Annotated in this window: 16 protein-coding genes; 9 read left to right on the top strand and 7 right to left on the bottom strand. The window is 61.2% G+C overall.

Going from position 1 to position 16,069, the window contains the following annotated elements:
• Positions 1 to 42 precede the first annotated feature (42 nt).
• Together LRO94_RS14940 and LRO94_RS14935 are read left to right on the top strand one after the other, a co-directional pair.
• Complete coding sequence (locus tag LRO94_RS14940) at positions 43 to 1,092, top strand: fimbrial protein (RefSeq protein ID WP_122680968.1); 1,050 nt, start codon at positions 43 to 45, stop codon at positions 1,090 to 1,092.
• A complete protein-coding gene (locus LRO94_RS14935) occupies positions 1,089 to 1,838 on the top strand; it encodes a fimbrial biogenesis chaperone (RefSeq protein ID WP_179178956.1) in 750 nt (249 codons plus the stop codon). Before LRO94_RS14940 ends, LRO94_RS14935 begins: the two co-directional genes overlap by 4 nt.
• Before the next feature lie 7 nt (positions 1,839 to 1,845).
• On the opposite strand, the gene rarD is transcribed toward LRO94_RS14935, so the two are convergent.
• The 3 genes from rarD to LRO94_RS14920 form a co-directional block, all read right to left on the bottom strand.
• Positions 1,846 to 2,727, bottom strand: coding sequence for an EamA family transporter RarD (gene rarD / locus LRO94_RS14930; RefSeq protein WP_032885747.1), 882 nt, complete (start codon positions 2,725 to 2,727; stop codon positions 1,846 to 1,848).
• Between the two features lie 220 nt (positions 2,728 to 2,947).
• On the bottom strand, positions 2,948 to 3,958 hold the full coding sequence (locus LRO94_RS14925; RefSeq protein WP_099602512.1) for an aldo/keto reductase: 1,011 nt from the start codon (positions 3,956 to 3,958) through the stop codon (positions 2,948 to 2,950).
• An 81-nt stretch (positions 3,959 to 4,039) separates the two neighbouring features.
• A complete protein-coding gene (locus LRO94_RS14920; RefSeq protein ID WP_179178957.1) occupies positions 4,040 to 4,942 on the bottom strand; it encodes a LysR family transcriptional regulator in 903 nt (300 codons plus the stop codon).
• A gap of 101 nt (positions 4,943 to 5,043) precedes the next feature.
• Between LRO94_RS14920 and LRO94_RS14915 the strand changes: the two genes are divergently transcribed.
• Positions 5,044 to 5,748: an SDR family oxidoreductase gene (locus tag LRO94_RS14915; RefSeq protein ID WP_032885689.1), complete on the top strand. Its 705-nt coding sequence runs from the start codon at positions 5,044 to 5,046 to the stop codon at positions 5,746 to 5,748.
• A 48-nt stretch (positions 5,749 to 5,796) separates the two neighbouring features.
• Here the strand turns inward: LRO94_RS14915 and LRO94_RS14910 are convergent, their stop codons facing one another.
• Complete coding sequence (locus LRO94_RS14910) at positions 5,797 to 7,107, bottom strand: MFS transporter (RefSeq protein ID WP_032885688.1); 1,311 nt, start codon at positions 7,105 to 7,107, stop codon at positions 5,797 to 5,799.
• Positions 7,108 to 7,268: 161 nt separating this feature from the next.
• Between LRO94_RS14910 and LRO94_RS14905 the strand changes: the two genes are divergently transcribed.
• The 4 genes from LRO94_RS14905 (at position 7,269) to LRO94_RS14890 (ending at position 11,306) form a co-directional block, all read left to right on the top strand.
• The gene (locus LRO94_RS14905) at positions 7,269 to 8,375 is read left to right on the top strand and encodes a sugar diacid recognition domain-containing protein (protein WP_032885687.1); all 1,107 of its coding nucleotides are present in this window, start codon (positions 7,269 to 7,271) and stop codon (positions 8,373 to 8,375) included.
• 91 nt (positions 8,376 to 8,466) lie between these two features.
• Positions 8,467 to 9,606: a glycerate kinase gene (locus LRO94_RS14900; protein ID WP_179178958.1), complete on the top strand. Its 1,140-nt coding sequence runs from the start codon at positions 8,467 to 8,469 to the stop codon at positions 9,604 to 9,606.
• A 55-nt stretch (positions 9,607 to 9,661) separates the two neighbouring features.
• Entirely contained in the window at positions 9,662 to 10,732 is a 1,071-nt protein-coding gene (locus tag LRO94_RS14895) for a DUF1176 domain-containing protein (RefSeq protein ID WP_179178959.1), read from the top strand.
• A gap of 61 nt (positions 10,733 to 10,793) precedes the next feature.
• Positions 10,794 to 11,306 (top strand): GNAT family N-acetyltransferase, encoded by a 513-nt coding sequence (locus tag LRO94_RS14890; RefSeq protein ID WP_032885684.1) that lies wholly within the window; start codon positions 10,794 to 10,796, stop codon positions 11,304 to 11,306.
• Here LRO94_RS14890 and LRO94_RS14885 read toward each other — a convergent pair.
• Positions 11,303 to 11,992 (bottom strand): aspartate/glutamate racemase family protein, encoded by a 690-nt coding sequence (locus LRO94_RS14885; RefSeq protein WP_179178960.1) that lies wholly within the window; start codon positions 11,990 to 11,992, stop codon positions 11,303 to 11,305. The genes LRO94_RS14890 and LRO94_RS14885 overlap by 4 nt on opposite strands.
• A 163-nt stretch (positions 11,993 to 12,155) precedes the next feature.
• On the opposite strand from LRO94_RS14885, the gene LRO94_RS14880 reads away from it, so the two are divergent.
• Both LRO94_RS14880 and LRO94_RS14875 read left to right on the top strand, forming a co-directional pair.
• Positions 12,156 to 12,650, top strand: coding sequence for a hypothetical protein (locus LRO94_RS14880; protein WP_122757450.1), 495 nt, complete (start codon positions 12,156 to 12,158; stop codon positions 12,648 to 12,650).
• Between the two features lie 122 nt (positions 12,651 to 12,772).
• Complete coding sequence (locus LRO94_RS14875; protein ID WP_179178961.1) at positions 12,773 to 13,444, top strand: DUF3313 domain-containing protein; 672 nt, start codon at positions 12,773 to 12,775, stop codon at positions 13,442 to 13,444.
• Here LRO94_RS14875 and LRO94_RS14870 read toward each other — a convergent pair.
• Together LRO94_RS14870 and LRO94_RS14865 are read right to left on the bottom strand one after the other, a co-directional pair.
• Positions 13,441 to 14,424, bottom strand: coding sequence for a DUF3829 domain-containing protein (locus LRO94_RS14870; protein ID WP_179178962.1), 984 nt, complete (start codon positions 14,422 to 14,424; stop codon positions 13,441 to 13,443). The two genes, LRO94_RS14875 and LRO94_RS14870, sit on opposite strands and share 4 nt — an antisense overlap.
• On the bottom strand, positions 14,421 to 15,971 hold the full coding sequence (locus tag LRO94_RS14865; protein ID WP_179178963.1) for a J domain-containing protein: 1,551 nt from the start codon (positions 15,969 to 15,971) through the stop codon (positions 14,421 to 14,423). Before LRO94_RS14865 ends, LRO94_RS14870 begins: the two co-directional genes overlap by 4 nt.
• Positions 15,972 to 16,069: the final 98 nt, after the last annotated feature.

Here is a 16,069-nt window from a genome sequence, read left to right as displayed (position 1 = left end):
ATTCGGTGCCACATCTGTAGGGCACCAGCAGAGGACTTTTGTATGAACTTATCTTGGCTTGCTGCCTCGACGTTGGGCGGCTGGATGCTAGCGATGCAAGCGCATGCTTTTTCAGGTGGGGATTGTTATCCGCAAGGGGCAACGGCGATCAACATTGCCCCCATCATCCCCCCGACCAACCCTCAGGTCGGGCAAGTGATCGGTTTGGCGGGAGGCTATCCCTTTAATGCACCGGCAAGTGTCATGCAGTGCCGTTACGACTTCTGGAGCGATTTCCACTGGGTAACTGCGACGATCAACGCGGTCAACTCCAGCTCCACTGGCAGGACATTCAACGCCAACGGTGTGTCCATGCCAGTGTTCGCCACAGGCGTGCCCGGGGTTGGGTTTGCAATGATGGCCCGCGACCCGAATCATGGCTTCGCCGCTGTCGGTCAATCGGCAGCATCACTGCTCAGGGTGAAGTATCCCAAGCCAGTTGTCTGGGGCCTGCAGGGACGGCTTTACCTGGTGGCCACGGGAGGGGCGATTTCTCCTGGGACTGTGCCCACACGCACTGTCGCGCATTACAGGGTGCAAAATACCAATACCTCAGCCCCTGGGTATCATCCGGTCAATATGCAGGCGCTGGTCATTAGCCCACCGCTAAAGCCGACATGCCGGGTTTCGACGCCCTCCATTGCGATGTCTTTGGGAAGCGTACCGGTTACGGCGTTCCGTGGCGTCGGCAGTCATGCCGGCAGCGTAACCCGCAATATCACGCTCTTGTGCGAAGGCGGCACCGGGGGCACGCGTGATGTGTTTATCACCGTCACTGACCATACCACCCGCTCGAATCGCAGCGATGTGCTGTCCCTGACCGCAAGTTCCCAGGCCAAGGGCGTGGCCCTGCAGTTGGTACGCGGCGGCAATATTCTGGTTCGTTACGGTGCGGACTCCTCAAGCGTGGGCAACCCTAATCAATGGCTGGTGGGGACGACGGGCAATGGCACGGTGCAAATTCCGCTGACTGCGCGCTATATCCAGACACAACAGACGATTGCGCCAGGCAGCGCAAATGGCGTGGCAACGTTCACGATGAGTTACCGATGAGCCGGACGTTCCTGCGACGGCTCAACGTGATAGGGCTGCTGATGGCGCTGCAGGCACCTCTGGTCCAAGGCGAAATCGTCATCGACCGTACCCGTGTGATCTATCCGGCTCAAGCCCGCGAAGTAACGGTCAACCTTGCCAATGAAACGGATGGCCCGCGGCTGGTCCAGGTATGGATCGACGCCAACGATAGCGAGGCGTCACCTGAAAACAGTGATGTGCCGTTCACTGTCACTCAACCGATTTTCCGCATGGAGGCCGGCAGTGGACGAGCGCTGCGCGTGCTCTATCAATCGGCTTCACACACGAACGAGGACCGGGAATCAGTGTATTGGCTCAACGTGCTTGCGATCAGGCCGACAGGCGAGCCCGCTGTGCAAAATAACCAAGTGAATCTGGCATTTCGTACGCGGGTTAAATTGTTCTTGCGGCCGAACCAACTAGCGGGGACGGCGGCAAGCTCGATTAATGACTTGAAATGGCAACTAGTTACCGGGGATGAGTCGACGCTACACGTGAATAACCCCGGCGATTACCACGTCACGCTGTCCGGCATCGTTGTGACACGCGAGGGCGTTGAATACCACAGCGAAGACCCGCCGATGATCGCACCACGATCCACCGCCGTCGTGACGATGCCAAGGCTGCCGCACGGCGCGGCGGGGAGCGCAACAGTGCGCTTCACTACACTTGACGATCAAGGTGCAACCCAAACGCATTCGGCGCTGTTGGGCAATACCAAGTAAAGACGGTTCAAGCCCTGCGCTGGCGTACCAGGTGCTTGAACCCTTCGAACACCAGCACCATGACTGCGATCCAAATCGGGATATAGGTCAGCCATTCGCCCGCCTTGATGCCTTCACCCAGCAGCAAGGCTACGAACAGCAAGAGCACCGGCTCGACATAGCTGAGCAGCCCGAACAGGCTGAACGACAGTAATCGGCTGGCAATGATGTAGCTCACCAATGCAGAGGCGCTGATCAGACCCAGCATGGGAATCAATGCGTAAAGCTTTGGGTGCACATCCATCACTGCAAAACCTTGCTCGCCGCTTTGCACGAACCACCAAGCCACCGGCAGCATCAGCGCCATATCCAGCCAGAGCCCACCCAAGTTATCGGTCTTAAGGTATTTGCGCACGATGAAGTAAAGCGGATAGCCAATGATCACCACCAGCGTTGCCCACGAAAACCCACCGGCTTGGTACAACTCGTTGAGTACCCCAAGGCCGGCAAAGAACACTGCGATCTTTTGCAGATAGGACAGCTGCTCACCCCATACCAGCCGTCCGGTGAGCACCATGGTCAATGGCAGCAGAAAGTAACCCACCGAAACATCCAGGCTGCGCCCGTTCAGTGGTGCCCACATGAACAACCACAGCTGCACGCCCAGCAAGGCCGAAGACAACACGACGCCTGCGATCAATCGAGGCTTTGCCGCCAGAACCTGCAGCAATTCCCAAACACGCCGCCATTCGCCGCTGACGATCATGAACACCGTCATGCACGGCACAGTCAGCAGCATGCGCCAGCCGAAAATCTCCAGACCGCTCAACGGCGTGAGCAACGATGTGAAGTAATACATCACGGCAAACAACACCGAGGCCGAGACCGATAACACAACACCTTTAGACACGCTGTCCTCGCGAAAACCGATTTGTACAAGAGAGGCGGGCATTATGGTGCTTGCGGCGTGAAACGGCTGCTCTGTTTTGGGGCGATTGGTGGGAAATTTTCTCACGCCATAAAATTTCTCCTATCCCGGTGGCGAGCGGGCTTGCCCGTGTTGGGCTGAGATGCAGCCCCGCAACCTCTTTCGGTCAACACCCGCTGCCGCTCGCCCCAACAGCACTCGACTACGAGCGAGCGACGCGCCCCGAGACATAGTGGCTAACATCATTGAACCCTGGGGTGGACGAGTGCCCCGATGTCACCAATGAATCGATAAACGCTTCATCCTCAGCCGTGATCTTCACGTCCAGCGCGCCGGTGTAGGCATCCCACTGGGCCTCGGTACGCGGTCCGACAATCGCCGAACTCACCGCTGAGTTGTTCAATACCCAGGCGATGGCAAACTCGACGATCCCCACACCACGTCCCTGGGTATATTGCTGAATTTGCTGGGCAATGCGCAGCGACTCCACGCGCCATTCGGTTTCCAGGATCCGTTTATCCTGGCGTGCGGCGCGGCTGCCCGGTTCTGGCGTGACATCCGGCGCGTATTTACCGCTGAGCACGCCTCGGGCCAGCGGGCTGTAAGGCACCACGCCCAGGCCGTAGGCGGCAGCGGCGGTAATCTGCTCCGCTTCAGCCTGACGGTTGACGATGTTGTACAGCGGTTGGCTGATCACCGGTCTGTCCACGCCCAAACGCTCGGCCACGCGGATCACCTCGGCAATGCGCCAACCGCGGTAGTTGGATAAGCCCCAGTAGCGGATCTTGCCCTGGCGGATCAAGTCGCCAATCGCAGAAATCGTGACCTCCAGAGGGGTAGCGTGGTCTTCGCGGTGCAGGTAGTAGATGTCGAGGTAATCGGTGTCGAGTCGGGTCAGGCTGGCGTCGAGCGCATTGAAAATCCGTTTGCGACTCAAGCCACTGCGGTTGGGCAAACCGTCCGGTGGACCGAAACCGACTTTGCTCGCCACCACCCAATCCTGGCGGTGTCGGGCAATGGCTTCGCCGACGAGTTCCTCGGAGCGTCCGCCGGTGTATACGTCGGCCGTGTCGATAAAATTGATGCCCTGATCCCAGGCCTTATCGATGATGCGCAGCGAGTCCTCGGTATTGGTCTGCTCGCCAAACATCATGGTGCCCAGCGTCAAGGCGCTGACCTTCAAACCGGACTGGCCCAATGTGCGGTAAATCATGCAAAGCTCCTTGCGGCTGTGAGACGTCATCCATGCAATACCAGACTCAGAGGCTCTGGAACAAGCCCTGAGCGTGTTTCTTCATTCGCTCAGCAACGCATGGCAGCGCACTTGGAGAAACCGATGCAGCACTTTTACCCGCTCCGACACTTGCAGGCGGTGCGGGCACATCAGGTTGAATGGCGTCGGTTCGCCTTGCCAATCCGGCAACACGTGCACCAGGCGGCCGGCCTTCAGATCCCGGGCGATATCCAGGTTGGCTTTATAGGCGATGCCGTGACCGGCCAAGGCCCAGCGCCGCACAATTTCACCGTCGTCGCTCAGGTAATCGCCTGTCACGTTGACTTCCTGCAGCTCGCTGCCCTGGCGAAAGAACCACGTACTGTTGGCGCGCCCCTGGCGCATGTACCGCAGTGTGTTGTGTTGCGCCAACTGCGCGGGCGTCGTGGGTGTGCCCTGACGCGCGAGGTACTCGGGGCTGGCACATGCAATGCGCTGGTGACCGGGCACGACCGGCAGTGCCACCAGACTGGAGTCACGGGGTACGCCGAAGCGCAGGGCGATATCGACGGTGTCGCGGAAAAGGTCAGCATTGCTGTCGTTGAGCAGCAATTGCAGGCGGATATTCGGGTGTTCTGCCTTGAATTCGTCGAGCCAGCCCAAAACGACATTGCGTCCAAAATCCGACGGCGCGGCCAATTGCAGCAATCCGGTCAACCCCTGGCTGTGCTGCTTGAGGGCTTGTTCACCTTCGGCCAATGCGGCCAGGGCTTCGCGCACGCTGTCCAGGTAGCGCTTGCCTTCCTCGGTCAGGCGCATGCTGCGGGTAGAGCGCGCGAGCAGGCGAATGCCCAGCCGTGTTTCCAGACGCTTGAGGGCGATGCTGGCCGCAGCAGGGGTCAACCCCAGGCCGCGCGCGGCGGCGGACAAACTGCCCGTGTCGGCGGTGCGCACAAAAACTTCAAGGTCCAGGATTGAGCTCATTTGTAAAAATCCTTTAAAGATCTTGTCGTTTTACCGGGATTTTTCGTCGATTGCCAAGCTGGGAAGATGAACGCTCACTTTCTGACCCAGGACATCTCCCCATGGCATCTTCCCTCAACGGTAAAACGGTCGTCGTGATCGGCGGCAGCAGTGGCATTGGCGCGGCGGTGGCCAAGGCCGCCGCTGCACGCGGTGCTCAGGTGGTGTTGGCGGGGCGGCGCCTATCGTCGGGCCGCGACAACGGCCTACGCAGCGAGCCAGTGGATGTCACCGACCCCGACTCACTGCAACGTCTGTTCGAAAACGTTGGGCGTTTTGACCATCTGGTGTACACCTCCGGCCCTTCGGTACGCGCCAAGACCTTGATCGAAACCGATCTGGACGAGGCCCAGGACAACTTCAACGTGAAACTCTGGGGCGCGTTGCGGGCGATCCAGCAGGCGCTGCCTTTCCTAGATGAGCGCGGGAGTATCAGTCTGACCTCCGGGCAACTGGGCCGTAAGTTGGCGCCGGGCCAGTTCATCAAAGTTGGTATCAACGCGGCCACTGAAGCCCTGGGCAAGCAGTTGGCAAAGGAGTTGGCGCCGCGACGCGTCAACGTGGTGAGTCCCGGTGTGATTGATACCCCGGCGTATGCAGGGTTGGCCGAGGACCAGCGCCTGGCGATGTTTGCCAAGGCTGGTGGCGCGTTGCCGGTGGGGCGCGTGGGGCAGGCAGAGGAAGTGGCGGCGGCGTATGTGCTGGCCATGGAAAATGGCTACATGACCGGTGCTGTCATTGATATCGACGGCGGCGGGCTGCTGTAAACGCGGACGAGATGTGGGAGGGGCTTGCCCCCTCCCACATGGACGCCGTCAAGCCTTGAGGGTGCGCGTCATCCGCAACGCCAACACACTACCGGCCACAATCACCGCCGCCAGTAGGTACAACGCAATATCGGTGGACCCCGTCGCATCCTTTACAAAGCCCACGATGTACGGGCTGAGAAAGCCCGCCATCTGGCCCATGGAGTTGATCAACGCCAAACCACCCGCCGCCGCGCCCGCGCTGAGCATCGCAGTCGGCACTGGCCAGAACATCGGCAGACCGGTGAGGGCACCCATGGTGGCGATCGTCAGGCCCAGAATCGCAATCGCCGGGGTCGTGGCGAAGTTCACCGCAATCACCAGACCAATCGCGCCCATCAACATAGGCACCACCAAGTGCCAGCGACGCTCTTTGCGCAAGTCTGCGGAGCGGCCCACCAGCAGCATAAAGACCGCCGCCAGCAAATACGGGATCGCACTGAGCCAGCCGATCACCAAGTTATCGCTGAACCCCAGGTTCTTGATGATCGACGGCAGCCAGAAGTTGATCGCGTACACACCGCTCTGGATGCAAAAGTAGATCAGGCCGAATGCCCAGATCGCCGGGTTCTTGAACACTTCGGCGAGGGAATCGGTGGTGGTTTTCGGCTTGTTGGCCAGGTCCGTCGCCTGGTCGGCTTCCAGTACCGCACGCTCGTGGGGTTTGAGCCACTTGGCGTGGGCAAACGTGTCACTGAGCAGGAAGTAGGCGAGGGCGCCGAGGATTACGGTGGGGATGCCTTGCAGCAGAAACATCCACTGCCAACCCGCCAAACCGCCTTGGCCGGCGGCGAAGTGGTTGAGGATCCAGCCGGAGAACGGGCTGCCGAGTAAGCCGGACACCGGAATCGCCGACATGAACAGCGCCATGATCCGTCCACGTCGGAACGTTGGGAACCACTGCGACAGGTACAGCACCACACCAGGGAAGAAGCCGGCTTCGGCGGCGCCCGTGAACAGGCGCAAGGTGTAGAAATGCGTCGGCGTGGTGACGAACAGCAGGCACGTGGACAAGGTGCCCCACACGATCATCATCAACGCGATCCAGCGCCGTGGACCGAACTTGGTCAGCGCCAGGTTGCTCGGTACGCCGCACAGCACGTAGCCAATGAAGAAAATCCCGGCCCCCAGGCCGTACACGGTTTCACTGAATTTCAGCGCATCAAGCATCTGCAACTTGGCAAAGCCAACGTTGACCCGGTCAAGGTAGTTGAACAGATAGCAGATGAAAATGAAGGGGATCAGGCGCAGGGTAATGCGCTTGTAGATGGCGTTTTTATCGTCATCGGTGGCCAGTGTGGCAGCGGCGCTCTGTGACATGGCGTTCTCTCTTTATTATGATTTTTCGCGATGCGAGGGTAACGTTGATCGCTCAACGAGTCTCGGCCACGGGGCGGGGTGCTGTCTTTGTGCTCGCGCACAGTGATGGAAACTTTGCGCTGTGCCGATGAACAACCATGCTTTTTTAGGAATTTAGACTCATGTTCGAGTTGGATCATGACTTGGCACAGGACATCGTCGATCGGACCATGGCGATTTTGCCCTACAACGTCAATGTCATGGACAGCCAGGGCCTGATTCTCGGCAGTGGTGAGTCCGAGCGCATCAACACCCGCCATGAAGGTGCGCAACTGGTGCTGGCCAATGGTCGCGTGGTGGAAATCGACGGCCAGACCGCCAAACACCTCAAGGGCGTACAGCCGGGTATCAACCTGCCGCTGATGCACGATCAGCGTCTGATCGGCGTGCTGGGTATCACCGGCGAACCTGAACTGCTGCGCACCTACGCGGAACTTGTGCGTATGACCGCAGAAATGTTGGTCAGCCATCGCCATCAGCAAGCCGAGCAGCAATGGCGACGCCAGCGTTGCGACGATCTATTGGCGTTGCTCCTCGCCGAAACCGGTGATTCGCCGCGCCTGGTCGACGAAGCTCAGCAACTGGGACTCAAGCCGCAGCTGGCGCGCACGCCGTACCTTTTCGAACTGGGGCCGGGCCAGTCGGCGGAGGCATTAAGCGCGTGGCTGACGTCGCGCTATCCGGACAGTTGGTGCGTCAGCTCGGCGCAGTTCTCGTTGTTATGGTGCCGGCCCGCGGCGGTGCAAGTGGATAATCCGCGCCTGCTGGAAAAGCTCGAAGGCCAAGGTTGGAATGTGCTGCGCGTAGCCGTCGGCGGGCAAGCGGAAGGACTGGCCGGGCTGCGCCGTTGCTATCGGCGCGTGGGTGACTTACTGGCCTACGGTCGCGATGTACTGCCGCACTCACGGCTGCTGACCCTCAACCGTTATCGCCTGCCGGTGATGCTCTGGCGCCATCGCAACGACGACGCCCTCGATGAACTGCTCAACCCCCTGCGCAAAGTGCTCGCCAAGGACAACAACGGCCAATTGCTGGCCACGCTGCGCAGTTGGTGCGAGCACGATGGCCAAAGCCAGGCCTGCGCCGACGCGCTGGGTATCCACCGCAACAGTCTGCGTTACCGCATGGAGCGCATCGCTGAACTCAGTGGCGTCGACCCGCTGACCCTGGACGGCATGCTCGCCCTGTACCTGGGCGTCCAGCTGTTGCCCCAGGCTTTGTCGGAATGAACAACAAACCTCACCCGCACTTGTGCATCGGACCGGCGTCATTCCCGGTGCCAACTGGCAGCATGGGCGTCATAAAAACCGGAGAAAGCCCATGAAAATCATCATCGCCCCCGACTCGTTCAAGGACAGCCTGAGTGCCGAAGGCGTTGCCCAGGCCATTGCCCAAGGCTTGGCCGAGGTCTGGCCGGACGCGCAGTTGATCCAGTGCCCGATGGCGGACGGCGGTGAAGGAACGGTGGACTCGGTACTCGCAGCCTGCAACGGCGAGCTGCGCCGCCAGGCGGTTCGCGGACCGTTGGGCGCGACGGTTGACGCGCGCTGGGGCTGGTTGGCCGACAGCCACACGGCGATCATCGAAATGGCCGAAGCCAGCGGCTTGCAATTGGTCCCACCAGGACAGCGCGATGCGTGTATCAGCAGCACTTACGGTACCGGCGAGCTGATCCGCGCCGCCCTGGATGCCGGCGCACAGCGCATCATCCTGGCGATTGGCGGCAGTGCCACCAACGATGGAGGCGCGGGGGCGATGGAGGCGCTTGGCGTGCACTTGTTTGATGCCCACTCCCAAGTGCTGGCGCCGGGCGGTTTGGCCTTAGCTGGCATGGCCCATATCAGCCTTGAGCGGCTTGATCCGCGCCTGTCTGAGGTGCGCTTTGAAATCGCGGCCGACGTCAACAATCCCCTGTGTGGCCCCCACGGTGCCTCAGCCATTTTTGGCCCACAGAAAGGCGCCAACCCCGCACACGTCCAACAACTGGACGCGGCCCTCAGCCACTTCGCCGATCACTGCGCCAAGGTCTTGCCCAAGGACGTGCGCGACGAACCCGGCAGCGGCGCCGCCGGCGGCCTGGGCTTCGCCGCCAAGGCCTTTCTCGGTGCGCAGTTTCGAGCCGGTGTGGAAGTCGTCGCCGAATTGGTTGGCCTGGACGCCGTCGTACGCGACGCTGACCTGGTCATCACCGGCGAGGGCCGCTTCGACGCCCAGACCCTGCGCGGCAAAACCCCTTTTGGCGTCGCTCGTATCGCCCAGCAGCACGGCGTGCCCGTGATCGTCATCGCAGGCACCCTGGGCGACGGCTACGAGCAAATGTACGCCCACGGCGTCGACGCCGCCTTCGCCTTGCCGAACGGGCCGATGAGCCTGGAGCAGGCATGCAGTGAGGCCCCGCGCTTATTGCGTGAGCGGGCGGCGGACATTGCGCGGGTGTGGCGGGTGGCGGCCAAGCACTGACGCCACCTCCCGAACATGGGACAATCCGCGCCTTTTTTCGACACGGAGAGTCCCCATGTTGCGCCCCGCACTCCTGGCCTTGCTGTTGACCAGCACTGCCACCTTCGCTCAAACCAACACTGAAACCGTTCCCTTGCTCCGGGAAATCAAGAATTGGGTCACGGGTTGCGACAACCTGCGTAATTGCCATGCCCTCAGCGCACCCAGTGGCGTCGACGAGGAGGACTACAGCTCGCTGACTTTGCATATCTGGCATCAGGCCGGGCCTGAAGGTTACCTGCGTTTGCGCTTCGACCACCGCGGTGAGGCGCTCGACCTGTCGACCCTGCTGTTGGACGGTCAGCCGCTGGGGCTGGAGCTGACGCAGGGTCTTCACGTAGAACTGGACGATCAGGGCGGTGATCCCGAGGTGCAGTCCTATGGCGTGATCGAGGAGGCAGTGGCGCGGCGTTGGTTGCAGCGTTTGCGTAACGGCCAGCGCCTGCAATTGCCGGGGGATGAGCAGGCGCATGTGTTGCTGAGTGGGCTGAGCGCTTCACTGCTGTTGATGGATGCGGTGCAGGGGCGGGTGGATAACGTCACGGCCTTGGCCCGCCCAGGTAAGGGCGCGGCCAGCGCCGTGCCTGCACGTTTGCCCACACCGGTGCTGCGCAAATTCCCAGGAGCACCGATGTTGACTGCGCAGGAGCAGGCCGGCCTGATAGCGGCCGCGTTGCACACCGTCACGCCCGAGGACAACGGCACCGGCAGCGCACCCGAGGCGAACGCTGGTGCCCTCACGGTGCAGCAGGCGATTACCGTGGTGCGTTATGACTGCGCGGCCTACAACTGTGAATACGATGTGGTCAGCCGCCAGCGCCAGGCGCCGTATGCCGAAACCCCGATGCAGCTTGAGCCCTTGCCATTAGGGATCGAACCACTGCAAGGCTCTGTGGGATATGACGCAGCCAGTGGCACCTTGAGTTATTTCTACAAGCTCCGGGGAATTGGCGATTGTGGCGCGGGCGCCGTCTGGGTGTTCGACGGCAAGGGTTTCCAGCTCAGTGAATTGCTGTCCATGCCGCGCTGCACTGGGGTGGGTTACGGTGATTGGCCGGCGTTGTGGTCGACGGCGCCAGCGCCCTAGCCATCGGGCGGGCAGGGCCTCTACACTGGCTGGCCACGTGTCTTTCAAAGGATGAAACGCCATGCACACACCTGAACCCCATATCGTGATCCAGCGCTTTACCGAGGCCCATCTTGAGGGCGTCGCAGCGCTCTATAACGAACCGGCGGTGTGTCGACAGGTGCTGCAAATGCCTTACCAATCGGTGGAGGCCTGGCGCAACAAGCTGGTGATGGACAACGAGCGTCGGCTGCAACTGGTGGCGGTGCACGGCGGCGAGGTGATCGGCCAACTGGGCTTGGAACAGTACCTGCGCGTGCGCCAGGCCCATGTGGGTTCGTTCGGCATGGGCGTTGCGCCGGCCTGGCAGGGCAAGGGGGTGGGGTCGCGTCTGTTGAGCGCTGCGCTGGACGTGGCTGACAACTGGATGAATCTTCACCGCGTGGAGTTAACGGTGTACGCCGACAACGAAGCCGCGCAACACCTGTACCGTAAATTCGGTTTCGAGGTGGAAGGGCTGCTGCGCGATTACGCCCTGCGTGACGGTGTGTTTGTCGACACCGTCAGCATGGCCCGTCTGCGCCAGCGGGGTTAACCCAGAGCAAACGCCACCGCAGCCTGCGCATGCAGCTCGGTGGTGTCCAGCAGCGGCAGGTCGCTGTGTTCGGGCTTGATCAACAGGCCTATTTCCGTGCAACCAAGAATGATTGCCTGGGCGCCACGGGCGGCCAGGGATTTGATCACCCGTTGATAGATCTGCCGTGAAGTGTCGCTGATCACGCCCACACACAACTCTTCGTAGATGATGCGGTGCACGTCCTTACGTTCATCCGTGTCCGGCACCAACACCGTCAGGCCGTGATCGGTCAGGCGGGACGTGAGAAAGTCCTGCTCCATGGTGAATGCGGTGCCCAACAAACCGACCGTCAGCGTGCCGGCCTCCACTGCGGCCAAACCGGCAGCATCGGCGATGTGCAGGAACGGAATCGACACCGCCGCTTCGATGCGCGGCGCCACTTTATGCATGGTGTTGGTACACAGCACCACACACTCGGCGCCGCCAGCCTGCAGGCGGCGTGCAGCATCTTCGAGGATCTGCGCGGTGTCATCCCAACGCCCCGCATGCTGGGCCTGTTCCACCGGGCCGAAATCCACGCTGTACATCAACAGTTGCGCCGAGCGTAGCGGGCCCAGCTGGTCGCGCACGCGCTGGTTGATGATGCGGTAATACTCGGCGCTGGACTCCCAGCTCATGCCGCCGATAAGGCCGATGGTGCGCATGTGATGTTCCTGACAATGGATGTGACTTCACCTTACCCACTGGCCAACCAATAGTCATACGCAGTTGCCAGCCAAATGACCGGTGCAGTTTTAAGGCGTACGGCGAAGCGTCGCATCTGCCATGATCAGTCTTCGCAACCTGGCTCACCCAAGGAAATCCGCAATGGACGATGTACAACAACTGGGCGAGATGCTTCGTCATTACGCCGACAGCGAAGCCCACAAAAAACAGCAATTCGACGTGCAGTCAGCCCGCTGGGCGCAAAAGCTCGGCGAGTTGTTCGGGCAGATTGAGCTGTGGCTGGAACCGGTCAAAACCGTCGGGCTGCTGGAAGTCAATCGTGAAGCCTATGTGGCCAGCGGCCCGAGCATGCCGGTGGAGACGTCGACCTTCAAGACTGAGAAGCTCATTGTGCAGATCACCGGCAAAACCGTGGAGTTCGTGCCGGATGTGATGGGGGCGGGCGGTTCGATTTCCGTCGCGGTGATGGGCTTGACCGCAGCCCGCCACGGCAGCGTCTCGCTGGTGCTGGCGGCCGACAAGAACGACTGGCTGTGGAAGAAAACCAATGGCCTGAAAGACCCCGACACCTTCGGCTTCGACGCCAACTTCCTGGCTTCGCAATTACAAAGCCTGATCCCGCGCGATCGCGCTTGAGCCTTCAGCTTTGACGCCGATCCCAGGCCTGGCAAATGCCCGAGGCTAAATAGGGCGTATTCCCCAGGATTGGCTATACCTACAGCTCACTGTTTCGATGATGACCGCCAAGGAGTTCGATGATGAAACTAAGGCTAATGATCGGCGCGCTGTGTATCGCCACGCTGGGGATGACCGGTTGCGCCAGCAAGGTCACGCAACCGGATGAGTATTCGGGCTTTCTGTCCGACTACAGCCAACTCAAACAAACCCAGTCGCCGTCGGGCGCCGTGGTGATGCGCTGGGTCGATCCCAAGCTGGACCTGAGCCGCTACAACGCGGCGTACATCGAACCGACTCAGTTCTACCCCAAACCCCACGCCACCGCGAAAATCCCCGAGAGCACCCTCAACGGCATCAACGCCTACTACAACCAAGCGCTCAAGCGTGAGCTGGCCAAGTCACTGCCCCTGGCCAGCGCGCCCGGCCCTGGCGTGATCGTGGTGCGCGCGGCAATCACCGCCGTCAGCAGCAAGACCGAGGGCCTGAAACCCTATGAATTCGTCCCGGTGGCCCTGGTGGCAGCGGCGGTGAGTACCGGTACCGGCATCCGTGACCAGGAAACCACTTTGGGGACCGAAGCGCAGTTCCTCGACGGGGCCACTGGCAAGGTGATCGCCCAGGTGGTGCGCAAAGGCACCGGCAAGCCGTTGGACAACGCTGCCCAGGTAATGAAAGCCGATGACGTCAAAAGCGTGATCGATGGCTGGGCGTCGGACCTGCATCAATCCTATGTAAAGCTCAGAAACCACTAGAACGCATTTCTGGCCAGGCGGTTGTAATAGCTGAGCAGGGCGTCGTAGCGGCGGGTGACGCGGTAATAGTCGTCACTCAACTGCTGCGGCGCGGCGTGGTCCTGCCAGTGCTGGTGCAGGGTGGTCAACGCCTTGAGGTATTCATCGGCAGGCGCCTTGATGTTGTACCAGAGGTAAATCGCCTCATCGTCCAGCCTTCTGCTGGGCATGGCATTGAGAAAGACTCTGCTGTCCTCGGCGGCCTTGCGTACCCCCTCGGTCAAGTCAGCCACGCGCTGCGGGGTCAGGTTGGCGTCGCGCACGCCTTGCTCGATCTGGTTCACCGCCTGGCGCGCCGCGATCATGTAGTTGAGCAAGTGCCACTGCATGTCTCGGCCAAAGCGCGCTTCCAGCAACGCCAGTTGGGCGGGACGCACACTCAGGTCTTCATCCGCCAACTGTTGGCGCAGAGAAGTGGACGCTGCTAGGTATTTTTCGACGACCTGATCGTAGGCCAGCAGCAATTGCTTGCCAGCGGCCTCTGACGCTATTTCCTGCGTTGTCGGCGCCAGGCTGCGCGCCTGCACGCGAGTAACCCCATCGGCCAGTGCCGTGACGTTGTACAACGCTTGCGCGTAGGCACCGGCGGCGGCGAGCAAGCTGCTGTCGGGCGCCTGGCGTTCCAGTTTCACCGTGTACTGCTGCGAACATACCGACCGCTGGATAAGGTACGGCTCGGGCTCATTGCGGTCGCCATAGGTATCGAGGGTGGGCTTGTCGGGCTCCACTTCGGGAATGGGGTAATACGCGAGGCGCGTATCCCGGTCGACGCGGTTCACGCAATCAATGATCGGTGCCAGGGCACTGGCTCTGGCAGTGTAGGGACTGTCGCGCTGGTCCAGCCACAGTTGCACTTTTTGCAACGGTCTGGTGGCGCTGGCCACCCCGAGCAGGCCAAGGCCCAATGCGATGCTTATGGGTAACAACCATTTTGGATTCATGGCTTGCCCTCCTGGCCGTACCACTGCACTTGGGTGGCGGGCGCCTGGCACTCAACCACGCTACGTGGCATGCGGCTGCACAGGCGTTCGGTCCACTGCTGCAGACCTTGGTTGCGGGTAACCAGGTGCTGGTTGTCGAGCATCTTCAGCCCGGCATAGAGCGCGACCGCGCCAACAAGACAGAGCGCGCCGCCCAGGACGGCCCAGCGTGGATGCCGGGCGGTCCAAGGGGTGTGGTGATTCATGAACGGCCGCTTGATCAAACCCACCAGCGCCAGTGCGACCGCCAGGGTCAAACTGGCGAACGGGCTGAACACATAACCCAACGCTGCGGCCAGAATGAGACCCGGTACCAGGTCACGTATCGGCAGCAACGGCAAGTGGGTCGGGCTGAGCCAGCGGGGCAAGCGTTGGCTGAGCTGTTCATCCAGCACGCGGTAATGGTGGGCCAGCGGTCGCCAGGCCTGCCAGGCTATGCCCGCACACACCACGGCGCCGATCGACCACAGAATGCCCTGGCCCAGGGTCGGTATTACTTTGCCGTCCAAGGCTTCGGCGTTTACCAGCACACCCACCAGGCAACTGAGCACCAGCGCAACGATCCACGGCCAGGTGTCCATGGAAGCCTCCCAGCCCTGCCAGAAATACACCGTGCCACCGGGCATATCTTCGGCAACGCTGACGTGGTCGGCATAAATATCGGCACTCAACGTCTTGCAGGCCTTCCAGTCGTCTTCGTCGAAGCGCTGGGCAAAGGCACGGCGCTGGCCAAGGCTCATGGGTGCCAGTAGCAAGCGCGCGGCACGCTGTTGCGGGCTGTCGGGCGGTTGTGCGGCCAATGCACGTTGGTGCGCCATAAAAGCAGGACCTTCTTGGCGCTTCAACATCTGCGCCCAGTCTCCAGCGGGGCACCCATGATCTGCGCCGCCGTGCCAGTTTTGTCCGGCGCAAACCGCTTCGAATACAGTGCTCGACCAGTAATGATGGTTGGCAAGCAGTCTGGCCAACCATTCGTTGAACCACTCGGCATGGGGATGATTGTTCACCCAGGCATGCGCGTTGGGTGTAGCGGCGTAGGCCGCCAGGAACGCAGCGTCGTCTTGCTGGCCAAGGGCTTGGTGCAAGGGGTTCTGCAATTGGGTCCGTTGCTGGAACTCCAGGGTGCTGATTAACGCGCTGGGCAGCTCCAGGCGTTGCCAGGCAGTCAGCCAGTTGAAGGTTTCGAAGGCCCACCGGGTGTCTTCGGCATTCAGATCGCCTTCGATGCAGCGCTGCAACAGGTGGACTTCCAGCAACAGCGCGGTGCCATCGGCCATGGCCGCTTCGTAATGCTGAGCGAGGGTTTGGTCGGGCGTCTCGACCAGCACGTCATCAGCGACCTGCTCGTCCGGGTTCCACGCCAGTGCAGCCTCGTAGGCTTCGCGCAGGCGCTGAAAGCCTTGCGGGTCATCGTCCGGGCGGTTCTGTTTCAGCAAGGCGGCGTATTGGCGCTTGATCGTACGGCTATCGGCATCCGGCGTCAGGCCGAGGACATTCCAGCAAGTCATGTGCGGTACAGCTCCCTAGACAATCGCAGGCGCCATGCCTGTTTTACGGCGTGATATTCCAGCGGTATGGGGCAGGGCGCGCCCGGTCCAGCGCTGTT

The sequence above is a fragment of the Pseudomonas sivasensis genome, from assembly GCF_021391435.1.
GTDB lineage: Bacteria > Pseudomonadota > Gammaproteobacteria > Pseudomonadales > Pseudomonadaceae > Aquipseudomonas > Aquipseudomonas sivasensis.
This window is presented reverse-complemented; position numbering and strand designations above follow the sequence as displayed.

Excerpts from the sequence above, each read along its gene's own strand:
- LRO94_RS14865 (WP_179178963.1), bottom strand. The coding sequence starts at position 15,971 with ATGACTTGCTGGAATGTCCTCGGCCTGACGCCGGATGCCGATAGCCGT.
- LRO94_RS14910 (WP_032885688.1), bottom strand. The coding sequence starts at position 7,107 with ATGTCACAGAGCGCCGCTGCCACACTGGCCACCGATGACGATAAAAAC.
- LRO94_RS14895 (WP_179178959.1), top strand. The coding sequence starts at position 9,662 with ATGTTGCGCCCCGCACTCCTGGCCTTGCTGTTGACCAGCACTGCCACC.
- LRO94_RS14925 (WP_099602512.1), bottom strand. The coding sequence starts at position 3,958 with ATGATTTACCGCACATTGGGCCAGTCCGGTTTGAAGGTCAGCGCCTTG.
- LRO94_RS14940 (WP_122680968.1), top strand. The coding sequence starts at position 43 with ATGAACTTATCTTGGCTTGCTGCCTCGACGTTGGGCGGCTGGATGCTA.
- LRO94_RS14915 (WP_032885689.1), top strand. The coding sequence starts at position 5,044 with ATGGCATCTTCCCTCAACGGTAAAACGGTCGTCGTGATCGGCGGCAGC.
- LRO94_RS14935 (WP_179178956.1), top strand. The coding sequence starts at position 1,089 with ATGAGCCGGACGTTCCTGCGACGGCTCAACGTGATAGGGCTGCTGATG.
- LRO94_RS14880 (WP_122757450.1), top strand. The coding sequence starts at position 12,156 with ATGGACGATGTACAACAACTGGGCGAGATGCTTCGTCATTACGCCGAC.
- LRO94_RS14890 (WP_032885684.1), top strand. The coding sequence starts at position 10,794 with ATGCACACACCTGAACCCCATATCGTGATCCAGCGCTTTACCGAGGCC.
- LRO94_RS14900 (WP_179178958.1), top strand. The coding sequence starts at position 8,467 with ATGAAAATCATCATCGCCCCCGACTCGTTCAAGGACAGCCTGAGTGCC.
- LRO94_RS14875 (WP_179178961.1), top strand. The coding sequence starts at position 12,773 with ATGAAACTAAGGCTAATGATCGGCGCGCTGTGTATCGCCACGCTGGGG.
- LRO94_RS14885 (WP_179178960.1), bottom strand. The coding sequence starts at position 11,992 with ATGCGCACCATCGGCCTTATCGGCGGCATGAGCTGGGAGTCCAGCGCC.
- LRO94_RS14905 (WP_032885687.1), top strand. The coding sequence starts at position 7,269 with ATGTTCGAGTTGGATCATGACTTGGCACAGGACATCGTCGATCGGACC.
- LRO94_RS14870 (WP_179178962.1), bottom strand. The coding sequence starts at position 14,424 with ATGAATCCAAAATGGTTGTTACCCATAAGCATCGCATTGGGCCTTGGC.
- LRO94_RS14920 (WP_179178957.1), bottom strand. The coding sequence starts at position 4,942 with ATGAGCTCAATCCTGGACCTTGAAGTTTTTGTGCGCACCGCCGACACG.